This is a genomic window from Acinetobacter sp. YH12072, assembly GCF_013419565.1.
In the GTDB taxonomy this organism is placed as follows: Bacteria; Pseudomonadota; Gammaproteobacteria; order Pseudomonadales; family Moraxellaceae; genus Acinetobacter.
This window is the reverse complement of the sequence record NZ_VOZV01000002.1, coordinates 1-15,219: the sequence shown is the minus strand read 5'-3', so window position 1 is coordinate 15,219 and position 15,219 is coordinate 1. Positions and strand designations below refer to the sequence as shown.

The 15,219-nt window shown below is 39.8% G+C and carries 16 protein-coding genes; 10 read left to right on the top strand and 6 right to left on the bottom strand.

All coding sequences use genetic code 11. From position 1 onward, the window contains the following. Positions 1 to 24: 24 nt before the first annotated feature. From FTU19_RS01290 to FTU19_RS01265, 6 genes are read left to right on the top strand one after another with little or no spacing between them, the layout of a single operon-like run. Entirely contained in the window at positions 25 to 798 is a 774-nt protein-coding gene (locus FTU19_RS01290; RefSeq protein ID WP_071320474.1) for a glycosyltransferase, read from the top strand. Positions 799 to 852: 54 nt separating this feature from the next. Next, entirely contained in the window at positions 853 to 1,824 is a 972-nt protein-coding gene (locus FTU19_RS01285; protein ID WP_180025137.1) for a stealth family protein, read from the top strand. Between the two features lie 9 nt (positions 1,825 to 1,833). Then, positions 1,834 to 2,598: a glycosyltransferase family 25 protein gene (locus FTU19_RS01280; protein ID WP_180025154.1), complete on the top strand. Its 765-nt coding sequence runs from the start codon at positions 1,834 to 1,836 to the stop codon at positions 2,596 to 2,598. 13 nt (positions 2,599 to 2,611) lie between these two features. Further along, positions 2,612 to 3,382: a glycosyltransferase family 25 protein gene (locus FTU19_RS01275; RefSeq protein ID WP_180025138.1), complete on the top strand. Its 771-nt coding sequence runs from the start codon at positions 2,612 to 2,614 to the stop codon at positions 3,380 to 3,382. A gap of 32 nt (positions 3,383 to 3,414) precedes the next feature. Beyond that, positions 3,415 to 4,275, top strand: coding sequence for a WlaTC/HtrL family glycosyltransferase (locus FTU19_RS01270; protein ID WP_180025139.1), 861 nt, complete (start codon positions 3,415 to 3,417; stop codon positions 4,273 to 4,275). A gap of 12 nt (positions 4,276 to 4,287) precedes the next feature. Next, on the top strand, positions 4,288 to 5,205 hold the full coding sequence (locus FTU19_RS01265) for a hypothetical protein (RefSeq protein WP_180025140.1): 918 nt from the start codon (positions 4,288 to 4,290) through the stop codon (positions 5,203 to 5,205). Here FTU19_RS01265 and FTU19_RS01260 read toward each other — a convergent pair. The 4 genes from FTU19_RS01260 to FTU19_RS01245 form a co-directional block, all read right to left on the bottom strand. Next, positions 5,202 to 6,047, bottom strand: a complete 846-nt coding sequence (locus FTU19_RS01260) for a lysophospholipid acyltransferase family protein (RefSeq protein ID WP_180025141.1) — start codon at positions 6,045 to 6,047, stop codon at positions 5,202 to 5,204. The genes FTU19_RS01265 and FTU19_RS01260 overlap by 4 nt on opposite strands. 18 nt (positions 6,048 to 6,065) lie before the next feature. Beyond that, complete coding sequence (locus FTU19_RS01255) at positions 6,066 to 6,287, bottom strand: hypothetical protein (protein WP_005232078.1); 222 nt, start codon at positions 6,285 to 6,287, stop codon at positions 6,066 to 6,068. Between the two features lie 115 nt (positions 6,288 to 6,402). Then, positions 6,403 to 8,187 (bottom strand): aspartate--tRNA ligase, encoded by a 1,785-nt coding sequence (aspS, locus tag FTU19_RS01250; protein WP_034704264.1) that lies wholly within the window; start codon positions 8,185 to 8,187, stop codon positions 6,403 to 6,405. Positions 8,188 to 8,348: 161 nt separating this feature from the next. Then, positions 8,349 to 9,113: a DUF4184 family protein gene (locus FTU19_RS01245; protein ID WP_180025142.1), complete on the bottom strand. Its 765-nt coding sequence runs from the start codon at positions 9,111 to 9,113 to the stop codon at positions 8,349 to 8,351. Between the two features lie 140 nt (positions 9,114 to 9,253). Here FTU19_RS01245 and znuD point away from each other — a divergent pair, with 140 nt between their 5' ends. Both znuD and FTU19_RS01235 read left to right on the top strand, forming a co-directional pair. Then, complete coding sequence (znuD, locus tag FTU19_RS01240) at positions 9,254 to 11,380, top strand: zinc piracy TonB-dependent receptor ZnuD (RefSeq protein ID WP_180025143.1); 2,127 nt, start codon at positions 9,254 to 9,256, stop codon at positions 11,378 to 11,380. A 105-nt stretch (positions 11,381 to 11,485) separates the two neighbouring features. After that, positions 11,486 to 12,949 (top strand): phospholipase D family protein, encoded by a 1,464-nt coding sequence (locus FTU19_RS01235; protein WP_159124088.1) that lies wholly within the window; start codon positions 11,486 to 11,488, stop codon positions 12,947 to 12,949. 76 nt (positions 12,950 to 13,025) lie between these two features. On the opposite strand, the gene FTU19_RS01230 is transcribed toward FTU19_RS01235, so the two are convergent. After that, complete coding sequence (locus FTU19_RS01230) at positions 13,026 to 13,478, bottom strand: hypothetical protein (RefSeq protein ID WP_180017145.1); 453 nt, start codon at positions 13,476 to 13,478, stop codon at positions 13,026 to 13,028. Between the two features lie 178 nt (positions 13,479 to 13,656). On the opposite strand from FTU19_RS01230, the gene FTU19_RS01225 reads away from it, so the two are divergent. Next, positions 13,657 to 14,097 carry an RcnB family protein gene (locus tag FTU19_RS01225; protein ID WP_180025144.1) on the top strand — a complete coding sequence of 147 codons (441 nt, stop codon included), beginning with the start codon at positions 13,657 to 13,659 and terminating at the stop codon, positions 14,095 to 14,097. A 92-nt stretch (positions 14,098 to 14,189) separates the two neighbouring features. Here the strand turns inward: FTU19_RS01225 and FTU19_RS01220 are convergent, their stop codons facing one another. Next, a complete protein-coding gene (locus FTU19_RS01220) occupies positions 14,190 to 14,687 on the bottom strand; it encodes a phosphate-starvation-inducible protein PsiE (RefSeq protein WP_005232065.1) in 498 nt (165 codons plus the stop codon). 173 nt (positions 14,688 to 14,860) lie between these two features. Here FTU19_RS01220 and FTU19_RS01215 point away from each other — a divergent pair, with 173 nt between their 5' ends. Then, positions 14,861 to 15,067 (top strand): hypothetical protein, encoded by a 207-nt coding sequence (locus FTU19_RS01215; protein ID WP_125279369.1) that lies wholly within the window; start codon positions 14,861 to 14,863, stop codon positions 15,065 to 15,067. Positions 15,068 to 15,219 lie beyond the last annotated feature (152 nt).

Here is a 15,219-nt window from a genome sequence, read left to right as displayed (position 1 = left end):
AGAATGCTGGTGGAAGATGAATACATGCAGGAAAACGTAAACGACTCACTGTCAGGTCAGGCTCATACACAGTCTGAACAGAATATTGTGCTATGCATGAAGTGGGGCACCAAATATGGGGCAGAGTACGTCAATCGTTTATACAACATGGTCAAGCGTCATACTACGGTTGACTTTAAAATGGTGTGTCTGACAGACCGTACCGAGGGCATTGATCCTGCTGTTGAATGTTTTCCTATTCCGCCATTGGCCTTGCCAGCAGGTAGTCCTGAACGTGGCTGGAATAAGTTATCGACCTTTGAACCTGATTTATATGGTTTAAAAGGAAATGCACTTTTTCTCGATTTAGATGTTGTGATTGTCGATAATATTGACAGTTTCTTTACCCATCCGGGTGATTTTTTGATTATTCATGACTGGAAACGTCCATGGCGTATTACCGGAAATAGCTCGGTTTATCGTTTCAAGCTGGGAGCTTTTCCTGGTTTGATGCCATATTTCCGTGAACATTTTGATGAAATCCGTCAGAAGTTTCGTAATGAGCAGGCTTATTTATCCTGGTATGTTGATCAGGAAAAGAAACTGAGTTACTGGCCGGATTCCTGGTGCAAGAGCTATAAATATCACTGTCTGCAAAAAATTCCAATGGCTTATTTCAAGCCGCCTGTGAAGCCGGAAGGTGTCAAAATTATTATTTTCCATGGTGAAATCAATCCACCTGACGCAATTAACGGCGGCGGTGGTAAATGGTACCGTTATGTTCTGCCATCGCAATGGATCAAGGATGCGTGGCAATAATTATTAAGTGTAGTAATTAAGCAATCCGGTACCTATTTTAAAGTGATGAAGTAAATGCAGCAGATTGATATTGTAATTGCCTGGGTAGATGGCAATGATCTTGAATTAAAAAAGAAACGGCATAAATATTTGACTGGTGAAGATGCATCAGACGCAGTCAGTGATACCCGTTTCGCCAGTGACAATGAAATCTACTACAATATTGCTTCAATCCTGAAATATGTACCTTTTTGCCGCAATATTTTTGTAGTGACCGATAACCAGCGCCCAGAATTTATTGATGAATTTACTGCACAAGGCCTGTGTACTGCCGATAAAATTCGTGTAGTGGATCATCGGGAAATTTTTAGAGGTTATGAGCAGCATTTGCCCACTTTCAATACCCGATCCATTGAAAGTATGCTCTGGAACATTGAAGGATTATCAGACTACTTCATTTATTTGAATGATGACTTTTTCTTTAATTCAACTGCGCAGCCAGAAGATTTTCTAAACGGTAATCATTTGGTGGTCTATGGCCACTGGCAAAGCAGTTTTGCGTTGAAAACAAAGTTAAAATATCGCCAATTTTTGCAGCGTCAATTTGGCAAGCCGATTCAGCCGAAGCACATGATTGCACAAATGTTAGGGGCTGATATCCTGGGTTTCAAAAAGTTCTTTAAGATCCATCATTATCCACATATTGTCGATCGTCATGCTTTGAAAGATTATTTGCTGGCACATTCACAGTTGCTGGAAACCCAGATTAAATACAAGTTTCGTAGTGTAGAGCAGCTTAATCCCATTTCACTGATGAATCATATCAAGATTCAAAAGCAGCAAGCTGAGCTGAAGCCTGATATTGAATTGGCTTATCTAAAAAATGAAGATAGCCTCGACAGTTTTATTTCAGCTTTAGATAATCCCGCAATAAAATATGGTTGTATCCAGAGTTTGGATCAATTAAAGCCAGCAGATGCAAAGCAGATCAGTAATGCCATGCAGAGAAAACTGGCTGGTTATTTGCCAAATTCAATTTTAGCTTAGAGGTTCATGATGAAAGTAATTACTTATCTGATTAATCTGGATGGTAGTCATGAACGGCTTGAACGGGCGACTCAGCAACTAGATGCAGTAAATTGGTCCTTTGAACGTTTCTCCGCAGTCGATGGCCGTGGCAAGGCTTTAACTGAATTTGCCAACTATGATGATCAAGGTGCGCAACAGATTCTTGGACGTAGCCTGATGAACTCGGAATTGGGGTGTTATCTGAGTCATTATGGTTGCGCAGAGAAGTTTCTGAATACTGATGCAGATTATCTGGTTGTACTTGAAGATGATATGAAAATTAATCCAGACTTTAAAACAAAGTTGGCTGGTGTATTAGAATATCTGGATGAGCATAAAGATTTAGATTGGTACTTAATCAATATTGCAGCCAAAAAGAAAAAGCTGGCGAAAGATATTACCCAGATTGAAGATATGAGCATGTGGCATGCTTTTTATTTTCCAATTCGCGGTTTAGGCCTGATTTGGTCACGCCAAGGTGCCCAAGAATTTGTACAAGCAGGTCGAACCATTAATATGCCTGTAGATATTTTCTTCCAAACTTGGCTAAGTAAAAATGGTAAGGGTTTAGGCGTATGGCCAGCTTTGGTTCGTCCAGCAGGCTTAGATAGTGATATTTTAGGTACAGTTGCCACGCAGGGGATTTCTCGTAAAGAAAAAGAAAATCGTGCGTTTTCGTATGGTTTTAAAAAGCAAAAACGTATGTGGCGTGACCGCTATTTCGCTTTAAAACATTTAATAAAATCAAAATAGATTATTCTGGGTTATGAAAAATATTGTTATTAGTTTAAAAACAGCTACTGCACGTCGTGAACACATTTGTAAGGAATTTGGAAAGCAAAATATAAATTTTGATTTTTTTGATGCTTTGACACCAGATTTAGCCAAACCTTTAGCGGAAAAAATGCACTTAAATGTTGGGGATGAGTATTTAACAGGTGGCGAGTTGGCATGTTTTATGAGCCATGTCTCTGTTTGGCAAAAGATGGTCGACGAGCAGATTCCATATATTGCAGTATTTGAAGATGATATTTTTTTGGGTCAAGATGCATTCTCAATTTTTAGTACATCTGCATGGATTCAAGAAAACTGGCATATTATTAAAACTGAAGCATTCTCCGAAAAAGTTTTATTGGCGAAAGATACATTTAATATTGAAAACACTGACCGTAAAATTAAACGGTTAACCAGTAAAAATTTAGGAACGGCTGGATATATTTTGTCCTTAAAAGGAGCAAAAGCTTATCTCACTTATATACAACAGCAACATTTAATACCTCTAGATGAGTTAATGTTTAGAGATTTTATTCAAACTAAGCAATGTGACGTTTATCAAATGTCACCAGCTATTTGTATACAAGAAATGATGTTATATCCAGAGAAGAAGACAGTTCTTTCAAGTGATTTAATAGATGAACGTAAAGTAAGGATGAAGAAATATAAGAAGAAGGGATGGGCAAAAATACAAAAGGAATTGCTGCGTATCTTTAGTCAGGTGAAATATACTTTATTTGCAAATAATGTAAAATTTTACTAATAAAGATTTTTTAATATTTAAGGGTATTTTAAGTGATTGATAAATCTGAAATTACAATAGTAAGTGCATTCTTTGATATAGGCAGAGGGAATTGGAGCGTAGAAAAAGGTCATCCTAGTTACTTGCAACGTTCTCCTGAAAAGTATTTAGATTATTTTTCTAATTTAGCTGAATTAGAAAATGATATGATAATTTTTACTTCTTCAGAATTTTCAGAAAAGATTAGAAAAATAAGAAAAAATAAAAAAACTATTATAGTGGAAATTGATATTAATAGTAAATTTTCAGATTGTAGAGAAAAAATAAAAGCTGTACAAAATAGTAGTGTATTTAAAAACACAGTTGACCCAGCTCAATCAAGAAATCCAGAATATTGGTCGCCAGATTATGTTCTAGTAACTAATTTGAAAGCATATTTCGTAAAAAAAGCTATAACAAGTAAGTTGGTAAATACTCATTTGGTGGCTTGGGTAGATTTTGGTTATTGTAGAAGTAAAGAAACACTCAATGGTTTAGTGAAATGGAAATATCCATTTAATGAAGATAAAATTCATTTTTTCACGATTAATAAAAACTTTAAGATTAGTAAAGAGTTGGTCAATGAATCAATTTTAAGAAATCAAGTTTTTATTATAGGTGGTGCAATTGTTGGCACTAAAGAAAAATGGCTTAATTTTTCTAATATAGTATATAACTGTCAAAAAAAAATATTACTTGATTCTATGGTTGATGACGATCAAGGAGTATTTATGATGGCCTTTTTAGAAGATAAAGATAATATCAAATTAAACTATTTGGGTAAAAACAAATGGTTTAACTTATTCAAGTTATTTGATGAAAAATCAAAATCAAATATTTTTGAGAAGTTTAAAACTTTATTGCGATTGAATTGAAAAGTAGGATATATGAAAGATTTGACATCATCAATTATTTTGGGGGCAGCTACAGGTTATACACCAGATAAAGTGGAGGTTTTTTTAGAGAGCTTAAGTGTCGCAAAATATGAAGGGAAAGTTGTACTTTTTATAAATGATAATCAATATGAAGATTATAATTTATACTTTTTAAAAAAAGATTATGCCTTTAAACTGGAATTTAGCTTAAGTAGAATTGGGATACTAAGTTCAACGAAAAAAATTGGTAAAAATTTAAAAAAACTAATAAAAATTCTAAGTGGTATTATTGTTAACTTAGAGCCCGCTCTGAAAAAAGATTTTATATATTTTCTCGGGCTACCACATGTTTCGAGATTTTTTGATTATTACAATTATCTTTTATTAAAAAGTACTAATGAAGATATTATGTTGACAGACACACGAGATGTGATTGTACAGCGTAATCCATTTGATAATAATTTGAATGGATTATACTTAGGTATGGAACATTCTCGTATTCTAATTGGGCAAGATGATTTTCATATAAAGTGGATTAGCGACGTATATGGGAAACAATATCTCAATAAAATTGGATCAGAGAAAATCTGTTGTGCAGGAGTCACTTTAGGAGATCATAAGTCTGTTATGTTGTATTTAAAAACAATGATTGATGAGTTTATGTCTTTACCTTATTACAAGATGGTTCGTTCTAATTATGATCAAGGTATACATAATAAATTGCTTTATTCTAATAATTTTGAAGATGTCGTTCATTGTGATCCTCTTAAATCTATTATTTCAACTGTAGGTTTAGTTCCTAGAAATGAGATCATATTAAATTGTAATAATGAGATCCTAGATTTAGATGGACGCGTATCAACTATAATTCATCAATATGACCGTCATAAAGATATAGAAAATATTTTTATTAAAAAATATTTAAATTAGCTTTTAACTTTCCTAAACCGTTTATACCCCCACAAATACTGCTCTGGAGCAATGTTAATCATTCGCTCCATTTCCTTGTTTAAGGTATCTACAGAAAGCTGTAAGTCTTTAGATAGAATATCAATTGATAACTCAGTTACATGAATATCAAAGCCATCCAGATCTTCATGACGTAAACAACTTAAGCCAATCACAGAGCATTGGGTTTTTGCAGCCAACTTAGACAGCAGGGTAGAAGATAGAGCATTCTGTCCATAAAAAGGTGAGTAAATACCGCCGCTTTCTTTGGGCACATGGTCAGGAAGAATGGCAGCAAATCCACCCTGTTTTAGATGCTTGAATAAAGCTCTTACACCAGTTTCATCAGTCGGAACAAGGGTAGCATTTAAACGTTGCCGTGCTTCGAGCATAAACCGATCGACATCAGGATTTTTGCTCGGTTTATACATGATGACAGGGCTAGTGTGTTGATTCACCCAGGCATTAAGTAACTCCCAAGTACCAAAATGAGGAACGACTGCTAAAGTTCCATTCGGGTTTTTCAGTGCATCAGTAAAAATTTCTGGATGATGAATATTCCGGATTTGTTTTAATGCGAACTCAGGTTGAGAACCCCAAATTTTGACTGACTCGGCATAGGTCATGCATTGGCTTTGAACACTTCGTTTTGCCAGTCGTGTACGTTCTGATGCTGACAGTTCAGGATAGGCAATCCCTAAATTAATTTCTGTAGTACGGCGAATCGATGAATTCGTGATATAGAGAAGTGATCCAACACTTTTCGCCAAATTTTGAATGAATCTTAACGGGAGTTTGGAGAAGTTCTTGAGTAATGCGTACATGGTGTGCAGCTTGCCTGATTAAGATTCTTGATCAGGATTGCCTTTAAGCACCATATAAATCAGACCTACAAAAATGACAAGTGCACCTAAAATACTGCTCAGGCAGAAGTACACAATACGGTCATTGGTGTCCAGGTTAAACAGGTTGTTTGCAAGGATATAGCGCATGAACAGCCATTGTACGACTGAAAACACGATCAGCATGATGCCACGGTTACGAACAGCAGGACGCATCGCCATTGCCAAATTACCTAAAAATAGAAACTGAAGCTATTATGCCACTGTCGTGCAGGCTTCTCAATGCAATAAAAAAGCCCTGTTAGAACAGGGCTTTTTTACTCAAATCATCAAGAAATTATTCTTGAGATTCGGCTTTTGGTTTTTCACGTAAGCGAATACCCAAATCACGCAGTTGAGTTGATTCAACTGGTGCAGGTGCTTGAGTCAATGGACATTCAGCAGTTTTGGTTTTCGGGAATGCAATCACATCACGGATTGAAGATGCACCAGTCATTAGCATCACCAGACGATCCAGACCGAATGCCAAACCACCATGCGGAGGCGCACCGAATTTAAGCGCATTTAGCAAGAAGCTGAATTTCTCTTCTGCCTCTTCTTCAGAAATACCCAGCGCTTCAAAGATCGCTTTTTGCATTTCTAAAGTATAAATACGCAGTGAACCACCACCGATTTCAGTACCATTCAATACCATGTCATAAGCAACAGACAATGCTTCGCCTGGATTATTCTTCACATCTTCAACGCTTGATTTAGGAAGCGTGAACGGATGGTGAACAGAAGTCCATTTGCCATCATCAGTTTCTTCGAACATTGGGAAGTCAACTACCCAAAGCGGAGCCCATTCGCAAGTTGCAAGGTTCATATCATGACCAATTTTCACACGAAGTGCGCCCATTGCATCATTCACAACTTTGGCTTTGTCTGCACCGAAGAATACGATGTCGCCATTTTCAGCACCAACACGTTTCAACAGATCCAGCACGATTGGCTCGATGAATTTAACGATAGGTGATTGAAGACCTTCAATACCTTTCTCAAGTTCATTGACCTTGATGTAAGCCAGACCTTTCGCACCGTAAATACCAACGAATTTAGTATATTCATCGATTGCGCTACGTGGCAGTGAGCCCGCACCTGGAACGCGAAGCGCAACGATACGGCCTTTAGGATCTTTAGCAGGACCTGCGAATACTTTGAACTCGACGTCTTGCATCAAGTCTGCAACGTCAACAAGTTTCAAAGGAATACGTAAGTCTGGTTTGTCAGAAGCATAGTCACGCATTGCTTCTGAATAAGGCATACGTTGGAATTTGTCGAATTTGATGCCAAGAAGTTCGTCGAACATCTTAACAGTCATGCCTTCCATCAAATCCATAATATCGTCATCGCTCATGAACGATGTTTCGATGTCGATTTGAGTGAATTCAGGCTGACGATCCGCACGTAAATCTTCGTCACGGAAACATTTAGCGATCTGGTAGTAACGATCTACACCACCTACCATCAACAACTGTTTGAACAGCTGTGGTGATTGTGGAAGCGCATAGAAGCTACCATTAGATACACGGCTTGGAACTAAGTAGTCACGCGCACCTTCAGGGGTCGCACGAGTCAAGATCGGAGTTTCAACGTCTAGGAAACCGTGATCGTCTAAATAGTTACGGATCAGGTTGGTCACTTTAGAACGGAAACGTAAACGATCGATCATTTCAGGACGACGGATGTCCAGGAAACGATATTTCAAACGAATTTCTTCAGAAATGCTTGTATTTTCGTCATTCAGTGGGAATGGAGGAGTTTCAGACTGAGCAAGAACTTCAATTTCTTTACCCAATACTTCGATTTGACCACTCACCATGTTGGCATTTTCAGTACCCGCATAACGGCGACGTACACGGCCTGTAATTTTTAATACGTATTCAGAACGTGCTTTGTCTGCTGTTGCAAACGCTTCAGGTGTATCTGGGTCGATAACCACTTGAACAAGACCGTCACGGTCACGCATGTCAAGGAAAATGACACCACCGTGGTCACGGCGACGGTGTACCCAACCGCATAATGTTACGGTCTGGTCAATTTGAGCTTCGGTTAAAGAACCGCAGTAATGAGTTCGCATCATAGCGTTAAAAATCCAACTATATGGGTTAAGGAAGCGTATACGTAAACAGCGTACCGCCTTTAGCAAAGGTAGGATTATGCCTCTTTGGGCATGTTGTCACAAGAACTTGAGGCAAAAACAGTATCATTTTAAAGTGAATAAGCAGGAAGCGGGAGATTTTCCTAGCCCATACGCCGATCACGATCCAGAAATAAAAATAGCAGACAGCCCAGACTAAAGGTGATTAAAAAGCCCTGGCTAAATTCATTGATAGAGCGGCCGGTAAAATAATACAGATCAGATCGCCAGACCTCATCCGGAATGTAGCGCATATAGTCCCATGTCGAAAATAAACCTGTGAGCGTAGATAAACCTAATAAACCCCAGCAAAAGATGAGGATCTTGTGACTGACGCTTAGATATTGCCGATGAGTTTTATAGTAATGCAGACTCATCCACAGAATAAAAGGTAGAGCTAGGGCAGAAGTCCCGATCTGTAAAATCCGGTGTAGGGGATAAGTTCGTCCTAAAATTTGATACTGCTGGCTGAGAATGTCATAAAAGGCAAAGGTTCGAAAATCTGCATGGGTCAGACCATCCCAAATAATATGAGTGGCTGTCCCAATCACCACTGCAATACACATAGCGCAGATAAATCGGAATAGTGAAAATAGATTATGAATATTTAAATCATGCTGTATGCCAATGAAACGATAAATCACTGGCCGGTAAATCAGGTACCAGACCGCACAAAAAATGAGACCAATCCATAAATTAGGGTGAATCAGCGAAGACCATAAATGAGTAATATTAGAATTCTTATGGGTAAAAAGACGGTACAGATCAGGAACCATGCTGCCAATCGCCAGTGCAGCAACAGGTAGCCGGTTGCCAGTTAAATATGAAATAGGTGGAGCCAGTACAGCATGTGATAAAGTAAAGGGCATAAAAAAAGTGTTTTACTACAATGAAAAATATTCAAATGACATTCTAATAAAATATCTCATTGATTATCGTAAAGGATTGCAAAAACAATGAAATGTTATATTATAACAATATTCGAAATTGCTGAATTTGAGCTTGGGTCATGTCCTTTTCTAAGAATCTAATAACACTCTCAATTTTTGCTGTAGTTGCGCCTACGGTATTTGCAGAACAGTCATCTTCTTCTATTCCTGTACAAACCATGGATACCATTCAGGTACAAGCTCATCCACTGGTACAGACTGCGGCAGATTTTGCAGTTGCTGATCTGATGGTGGACCAGAAAGCTTTATCTGAACGTGCGACAACTATTGGTGATGCGCTGGCTGATGAACTTGGGGTGTATTCAAATCAGTATGGAACCGGAGCGAGCCGACCGGTAATTCGAGGCCAGGATGGTCCACGTGTCAAAGTTTTGCAGCATGCCTCCGAAACGGCTGATGTATCTACTCTATCTCCTGACCATGCAGTGACAGTCGATCCGATTCTAGCCAAACAGGTCGAAGTGATTCGCGGCCCATCAACTTTGCTTTATAGCGCGGGAACAGTCGGTGGTCTGGTCAATGTCACTGACCAGAAAATCCCAACCCAAATGCCGGAAGATGGTCTGGAGGGTAAAGTTGGTCTGCGTTACAACTCGGGCAGTGATGAAAAACTGGCAAGTGCAGGCGTGACTGCTGCAGTCGGTGAAAATTTTGCCCTGCGTGTCGAAGGTACTAAACATAAGGCCAATGACTATATTGCGCCTGATTATGTAGTAGAAGAATCTCATGGCGATCATTCACATTTTCACAAAGAACGTCGTGTAGGCAATACTTTTGCTGAAGGCCAGACTGTAAATATTGGTGGATCATGGATTCATGATCGTGGTTTTGTGGGGCTATCTTATAGTAACCGTCAGGATGAATATGGTTTGCCGGGGCATAGTCATGAATATCATGGCTGTGTATTGCATGGTGATCATTTCCATGGCTGTCCAGAGCTGGGTGCTACCGCAGAGCATGAAGAAGAGCATGGCGGACCATGGGTAGATCTGAAATCTGAACGTTATGAAGTACGTACTGAACTGGAACAGCCTTTTGCCGGTTTTGACAAGTTACGTGCCCATGCCAGCTTTACCGATTATGAGCATGATGAGCTGGAAGAAAATGAAGTGATTAGTAATTTCAAAAGCAAAGGCTACGATGGCCGTTTAGAGCTGGTGCATGTTCCGGTTGCTGGTTGGGAAGGGGTAATTGGCACCCAATATAGCCAGCAGAAAATCAATCTGGCTGCTACAGAACATGATCATCATGAAGATGGTGACGAGGATGATGAAGAACATCATGTTCATGGTTCAAGCGTAGTCATGCCAGATACCAAAACTGAAAAATACAGTCTGTTTGCTTTAGAGCATAAACAACTCGGTGATGTGCATGTCGAACTGGGTGCACGTGTTGATCATCAAAAAGTACAAGTTGAATCTGAACAGAAAAATTATTCAGGCACGGGCGTCTCTGCTTCTGCTGCTGCGAATTGGGAATTTGCCCCGAACTATAAGTTATCCATTGTAGGTTCACATCAGCAACGTTTACCACTGGCACAAGAGTTGTATGCCAATGGCCTGCATTTTGCCACCAATACCTATGAAGTCGGTAATCCTGATCTGGAAAAAGAAAGCTCGAATAACCTGGAACTAGGTTTCGAATATGAAGGTGATAAGCTGGATTATCATGCGCATATTTACCATAACTGGTTTGATGACTATATCTACGGTGCGACTACGGCCAGAAATGGAAATTTGCGTGGGGTAGAATATACTCAAGATAAAGCTCGTTTCTATGGGGCTGAAGCGGAAGCTACTTATGCATTAAATGACACATACAAGTTTGGTGTGTTCGGTGATTATGTACGCGGCAAAATTGAGGGTGAAAATGCACCCCGTATTCCAGCAGGCCGCTTAGGAACCAAGGTTGAAGCAGACTTTGCCGATGGCTGGTCAGGAATGGCAGAGTATTATCATGTCTTTAATCAGGACAAAACGGCCAGTTATGAAGATGAAACCCAAGGCTATAACATGGTCAATGTCGGCCTAAGCTATGCTAATAGCATTGCTGATAAAAATGCCTATCGGGTTTATTTTAAAGCCGATAATCTGCTCGATGATCAGGTCTATTCACATAGCTCATTCCTGTCGAATATTCCGCAAGTCGGACGTAATTTCACAGTCGGCGTACAATATGATTTCTAGGATTCAGATGAAATAACTGACCGAATCCAAGTACTGTCACTGAAATAGACTTGAAAAATCATCAGATTAAACCTAGCCTGAGTATATTGGGTTAGGTTTTTTTTTATGCGTATCTTTCAACGAATTCACAATAAACTGAACTGGTCAAACCGCCGTTATGCGGCCTTGATCATTGGTGTGCTGATGGCCAGTTATCTGGCTTCAGCAATTTATCATACTTATAAACCCTTACCTGAAGGGCTGAATTACACGGGTAAGCTGCGCCATGCACAGGTGAAATTTCTGGTCGATCAGACTTATCTAGATACACAGGGCAAGCAGCAACTGGATCATCAGATTTTTAATGAAATGCTGAAAATGGTTGAGGAAGCAAAATCCCTGATCGTGCTGGATATGTTTCTGTTTAATCAGCAGACCGGTGCCTCTAAACAGGAACATCAGGCACTCAGCAAACAGCTCACAGAGGCCTTACTTAACAAGCGATTAATGCAGCCTGAAGTGGAAATCAAATTTATTACCGATCCGATTAATTCTGTATACGGTGGAATTACAGCACAGCATTATCGTGAACTGCGTCAGGCAGGAGTAGATGTAATCGAAACCAATCTGACACCGCTACGTGCTTCTAATCCAAGCTGGTCAGGTTTCTGGTATCTGTGCTGTCAGGGGATTGGCAATAATCCGGAAAAAGGCTGGTTGCCAAATCCGTTTGGTCCAGAAAAAGTGACCTTACGCAGTTATTTCGACTTGTTTAATTTCAAAGCCAATCATCGTAAAACACTGGTCGTCGATACAGATCAGGGCTGGAAAGCACTGGTTACCTCAATGAACCCACATGATGGCAGTTCACGGCACTCCAATATTGGTCTACTGGTCTGGGGCAGAACAGCGATTGATATTCTTGCGACAGAACAGGCGGTCGGGATCATGTCTCAAGCCAATATGCCGGCTGTGATTGCAGGTGAGTTTGAAGCAGAAAAAAAACAGCCTCAAGTTCAGGTGCTAACTGAAAAAGCCATTTATGAGGGAGTTCTAAAGCTGCTTGAAACGGCGAAAGCAGATGAGCAGATTGATCTGGCCATGTTCTATCTGTCAGAACGTAAGATTGTGAAAGGGTTAATTGCAGCGCATGAGCGCGGAGTGAAACTTCGGGTTTTACTTGATCCAAACAAAGATGCATTTGGTCGTGAAAAAAATGGCATTCCTAACCGCCAAGTGGCTTCAGAACTGCATAAAGCTGGTATTCCGGTACGCTGGTGTAATACTCAAGGCGAGCAATGTCATAACAAAATTCTGATGAAATATGGTGCCCAGCAAGCTGAAATGATTTTGGGTTCAGCAAATTTCACGGCACGTAATCTGAAAAATTATAATCTGGAAACCAATTTGCGTGTGGTGGGACAGCCTCAGGCGGAAGTCTTTAGCGATGCGCAGCAGTATTTCAATACGGCCTGGTCTAATTTGAATGGCCGTTCCATGAGCGTAGACTATGCTCAATATGCTGAAGAGTCATTCTGGAAATACTGGTTATACCGTTTTATGGAATGGAGTGGTTGGTCGACGTTTTGATTGGCCTCTCCCTAGCCCTCTCCTGAAAGGAGAGGGAACTCCTTCTCCCTATGGGAGAAGGTTGGGATGAGGGGAGTTATTTTTCTGGATTCGGCGGAACCAGTTGATCCAGTTCTTTATCTGTCAGCTCATCCAGTTCAGAAATATCAGTTTTGATTTTCCATTGTGCTTCATCATCCACCGGATTTGGTAAACGCGCCTCTAGCCAGTCACATACTACATCTGGTGGGAAGTCAGCATGATTGCACTGGATCACCCAAGACAGGAAATCTTTGGCTACACCATTCATATAAGGCGGTGGAGAAACTGGAAGAAACTGAGTCGGCAGGCGCTCATTTTTAGAAATATAGTTCAGGACATGACCCAGTTCCTGCACAGTTTGCCATGCTAAAGGATGATCAACGTTGATCTGAAATTTAAACCACCAGGCCTGTTTCCCATCTGAGCCATAGCTATCAATCAGTCCTTTTTGAACACTGGGTACCTTGCAAAAATATTCATATAAACGATCGAAATTTAAATCAGACACAGTATGCAACTCAAAGCATTAAAAAAGTGATATTAGCATACGCACTTCAGCGCTCATCACGCAAGCCTGTTAAAGTCATGGAATCAATTACAAAACTTTGCAGCAGCAGGGAATTTATCCATATTTTCTGCATGGATTTTGGTTAAAATATGGTCAGAAATCTTTGGAGGACGCACTTATGAAAAAATTAGCTTCAGGTGCATTGCTGGCTTCATTCCTGTTTGGTATTGCGGTGCCCGCTTGGGCGGATAATGCCTGGGTAGGCTATACTGGTGTTGATCATTCTAAACCTCAACATCGTCCTCCATCGCGTCCTCATTATGCACCACAGCCGCCTCATTCGCAGCGGCCTTATTATCCGCAACGTCCATCCCATGGCGGATATTATCCTCCTGCACAGAGCCAAAGCGGGTTCAATATCCAGTATCAGGCACCGACCACGATTTACCAGAATTCCAATAGCTATAGTTGGGTTAATGGTGATCCAAATGTGGCCTACATTGAAAGTTCGAGATATACAGTGATTACTGACTGGCAGCGTTTGGGATTACCTGCACCACCACGCGGAAGTTACTGGATTTATGAAAATGGTCGTTATGTGTTGATGAATAACCGTTAAAAGAAATTCCCTCTCTTGTTAGGAGTGGTGATTAATTACCCTCTTGCGAAGCAGTGCTTCTCACCTTTTGCAAAGGGGGGACTTTTCTATGACTATGCCAACTCATCATCTTCAGGACGTGGAGTTTTACCTTCTGGTAATGGCTTTTCGCTATGCTTGTCACGAATGACAGATGGATAGGTCCAGGACGCATAACGGACCACCAGAATGGCAAAAGCCAGAATCAGAATCGAACCGGTAATAATAACCTGATCCATGCTGGCTTTGTGCGTATGTTGAATATCAGAAATCAGTAAACGGGTCAGGGCAGTAATCGCAATATAAATCAGGAACCGAACTGGCATATGATTGGTCTTGAAATAAATGCCGACCATGGCACCAAGTTCCAGATAGATAAACAGCAAAAGAATATCATCAATGGTGGCAAACTGTTTGACGGTCAAAATGTCAAATACGGTATGACCTGCGGACCAGATCACCATACAGCCAATAATGAACAGCGCAAGATAATGGAAACTTTCTACGGCAAGATTACCAAAACGGTCGAGGAGAGTTTCTATTCTTTTCACTTTAGACTCTGATTTACTCATGTTCTCCTCCTGATTTTTCATGTGAACTAACATGTGAACAGGAAAGAACTAGCAAAGATCATGCACAAAAAGAGAAAAATAAAATAAAAGTGAAATTATTCGAACTTTTGCACTTTTTTTGCACTAACTTGTTATATTGTATGAGAACTACATTGAATAAATAGGAGAAAAAAATGTTGGACAAAATTCAAACAAAAATTAGTCAATTAGAAGCAGGAAAAAAATTAATCCTGGGCACGGGGATCAAGGCTGAAGAGATGCAGAAGGTACTTGAACTGTGTGAATCTTTAGAGTCGCAAGGGGGAATTAAAATAGTGAATAAGCATTTCAATCCTAAAATAACGACGCAACCAGATACGATCTTGATTGAAAAAGTATAATGGATAAAAAGCCCTGCAGATGCAGTAATGCCAGTCAGTTAAGAGATTGACTGGCATTTTTTTGGGTATTTCTGTGGTTTCCCTTTCACAACTCGTGGGTAGTTTCTACTTCTTTTTTTCGGTAAAACATACCTTTTAGATTTTTCCATTAA

Coding starts and splice junctions, on each gene's coding strand:
- FTU19_RS01290 (WP_071320474.1), top strand. CDS start 25: ATGCAGGAAAACGTAAACGACTCACTGTCAGGTCAGGCTCATACACAG.
- FTU19_RS01285 (WP_180025137.1), top strand. CDS start 853: ATGCAGCAGATTGATATTGTAATTGCCTGGGTAGATGGCAATGATCTT.
- FTU19_RS01280 (WP_180025154.1), top strand. CDS start 1,834: ATGAAAGTAATTACTTATCTGATTAATCTGGATGGTAGTCATGAACGG.
- FTU19_RS01275 (WP_180025138.1), top strand. CDS start 2,612: ATGAAAAATATTGTTATTAGTTTAAAAACAGCTACTGCACGTCGTGAA.
- FTU19_RS01265 (WP_180025140.1), top strand. CDS start 4,288: ATGAAAGATTTGACATCATCAATTATTTTGGGGGCAGCTACAGGTTAT.
- FTU19_RS01260 (WP_180025141.1), bottom strand. CDS start 6,047: ATGTACGCATTACTCAAGAACTTCTCCAAACTCCCGTTAAGATTCATT.
- FTU19_RS01255 (WP_005232078.1), bottom strand. CDS start 6,287: ATGGCGATGCGTCCTGCTGTTCGTAACCGTGGCATCATGCTGATCGTG.
- aspS (WP_034704264.1), bottom strand. CDS start 8,187: ATGATGCGAACTCATTACTGCGGTTCTTTAACCGAAGCTCAAATTGAC.
- FTU19_RS01245 (WP_180025142.1), bottom strand. CDS start 9,113: ATGCCCTTTACTTTATCACATGCTGTACTGGCTCCACCTATTTCATAT.
- znuD (WP_180025143.1), top strand. CDS start 9,254: ATGTCCTTTTCTAAGAATCTAATAACACTCTCAATTTTTGCTGTAGTT.
- FTU19_RS01235 (WP_159124088.1), top strand. CDS start 11,486: ATGCGTATCTTTCAACGAATTCACAATAAACTGAACTGGTCAAACCGC.
- FTU19_RS01225 (WP_180025144.1), top strand. CDS start 13,657: ATGAAAAAATTAGCTTCAGGTGCATTGCTGGCTTCATTCCTGTTTGGT.
- FTU19_RS01220 (WP_005232065.1), bottom strand. CDS start 14,687: ATGAGTAAATCAGAGTCTAAAGTGAAAAGAATAGAAACTCTCCTCGAC.
- FTU19_RS01215 (WP_125279369.1), top strand. CDS start 14,861: ATGTTGGACAAAATTCAAACAAAAATTAGTCAATTAGAAGCAGGAAAA.